This window comes from Streptomyces axinellae (assembly GCF_039532135.1).
In the GTDB taxonomy this organism is placed as follows: Bacteria; Actinomycetota; Actinomycetes; order Streptomycetales; family Streptomycetaceae; genus Streptomyces; species Streptomyces axinellae.
Genome location: NZ_BAAARJ010000061.1, coordinates 1 through 2076, shown reverse-complemented (window position 1 = coordinate 2076; position 2076 = coordinate 1). Strand labels below are relative to the sequence as shown.

General features: G+C 66.8%; 1 protein-coding gene. It reads left to right on the top strand.

Going from position 1 to position 2076, the window contains the following annotated elements; genetic code table 11:
• Positions 1-729: 729 nt before the first annotated feature.
• A partial coding sequence (locus ABD339_RS33410; RefSeq protein WP_344570932.1) for a hypothetical protein occupies positions 730-2076 on the top strand: 1347 nt, incomplete at its 3' end.

Sequence of the window (2076 nt, the reverse complement as noted above, 5' to 3'; positions counted from 1 at the left end):
GCCCGCCGACCCGGCACAGCCCCCCGGGCCGACCCCGCATCGGCCTGTCGGAATCCCGATAAAACGCAGACGCACATGAGCGAAGCGGCCTCAACGAGCCCGAGCATGGCAGGCACGTGAGACCAGGTGCGGACGGACGGTCGGTCGGTGCCGTCGGGAAGCCGAGCTCGTCCGTCACCTTTTACCGGGGGTTGCGCAGTGAGCTGGGTTGTCGGTGGGTGGGGAGGCAGCAGCTGCGTCTGGGCAGTGCTTCGTGGAGGTCGGCTCGCCGTTTGCATGGGATCCGCAGTCGGCGGAACCTGCCGGATGGCCGACGTGGTCAGGGACAACGGTGACCGTGTGCCGCGGGACATCGTCCTCGGCATCATAGAAGAGGTGTTCCATCTCCCGTTCTCCTATGCTGTTTCGGGTTGCTCCGGGTGGCGTCTCGGTAGCGTGCCACGCCAGTTTCTCGGAGTGGTCCGGTGAGTGCCGTCGCGCCGTCGCGCCGTCGCGCCGTCGCGCCGTCGCGCCGTCGCGCCGTCGCGCCGTCGCGCCGTCGCTTCCGGCGGGAGTAGTGAGGCCGGGTCGGGTTCCGGGGGCGTGTCGTGAGTGGATGCGGAGGATGTGCCGCAGGAGGCGGTACCGGGTCCGGTTCCGGTCGAAGGTGCCCGGGCTGTCGGGCGGGCGGTCAGGTGAGCAGAAAGCGCCCATACAGGCGGCTTCACACGGAACGGGAAGGGATGAACCATGCCGAGGAAGTATTCCGACGAGGATTACGCGGCCGCGTTGAACGCCCGGAGGCAGGGAGACCTGCCCAAGCAGGCGGAGACGCAGGAGGTGGTGATCGGCGACGTCACCGCCGACGTCCCCATCGGCAAATTTCTGAGCATGCTGCGAAGCCAGGGGCGCAAAACGGCGTTGGAAGAGGGGCTGGCACAGGCGCTGACATGGCATGGCCTGCCGCCCCGGCAAATATCAGACGGCCGGTGGACGATCCCGCAGACCGGACAAAAAATCATGTGGAGGGACGAGGATTACGCGGCCGCGCTGAACGCCCGGGAGCAGGGAGACCTGCCCAGTCAGACGGAGACGCAGACGGTGGTGATCGGCGACGTCACCGCCGACGTCCCCATCGGCAAATTTCTGAGCACGCTGCGAAGCCCGGGGCGCAGAAAGGCGTTGGGAGAGGGGCTGGCAGAGGCGCTGACATGGCATGGCCTGCCGCCCCGGCAAATATCAGACGGCCGGTGGACGATCCCGCAGACCGGAAAAAAGATCATGTGGAGGGACGAGCATTACGCGGCCGCGTTGAACGCCCGGGAGCAGGGAGACCTGCCCGAGAAGACGGAGACGCAAGAGGTGGTGATCGGCGACGTCACCGCCGACGTCCCCCTCGGCCAATTCCTGAACACGCTGCGAAGCCAGGGGCGCACAAAGGCGTTGGGAGAGGGGCTGACACAGGCGCTGACATGGCATGGCCTGGCGCCCCGACAAGTATCAGAGGGTCTGTGGACGATCCCGCAGACCGGAAAAAAGATCAACTGGAGGGACGAGCATTACGCGGCCGCGTTGAACGCCCGGGAGCAGGGAGACCTGCCCGAGAAGGCGGAGACGCAGAAGGTGGTGATCGGCGGCGTCACCGCCGACGTCCCCATCGGCAAATTCCTGAACACGCTGCGAAGCCCGGGGCGCACAAAGGCGTTGGGAGAGGGGCTGGCACAGGCGCTGACACGGCATGGCCTGGCACCTCGGCAAGTATCAGAGGGTCTGTGGACGATCCCGCAGACCGGAAAAAAGATCAACTGGAGGGACGAGCATTACGCGGCCGCGTTGAACGCCCGGGAGCAGGGAGACCTGCCCGGGTTTAGGGAGACGCAGATGGTGGTGATCGGCGGCGTCACCGCTGATGTCCCCATCGGCAAATTCCTGAGCAATCTGCGAAGCCCGGGGCGCAAGAAGGCGTTGGAAGAGGGGCTGGCACAGGCGCTGGGGCGGCATGGCCTGTCGCCCGTCTGGCAGGAGAACAAATGGAGGATCGGTGGCGCTACCGCGCAGGCAGAAGGTGCGCGCGCCGGGCGGTCGGTCAACGGGCAG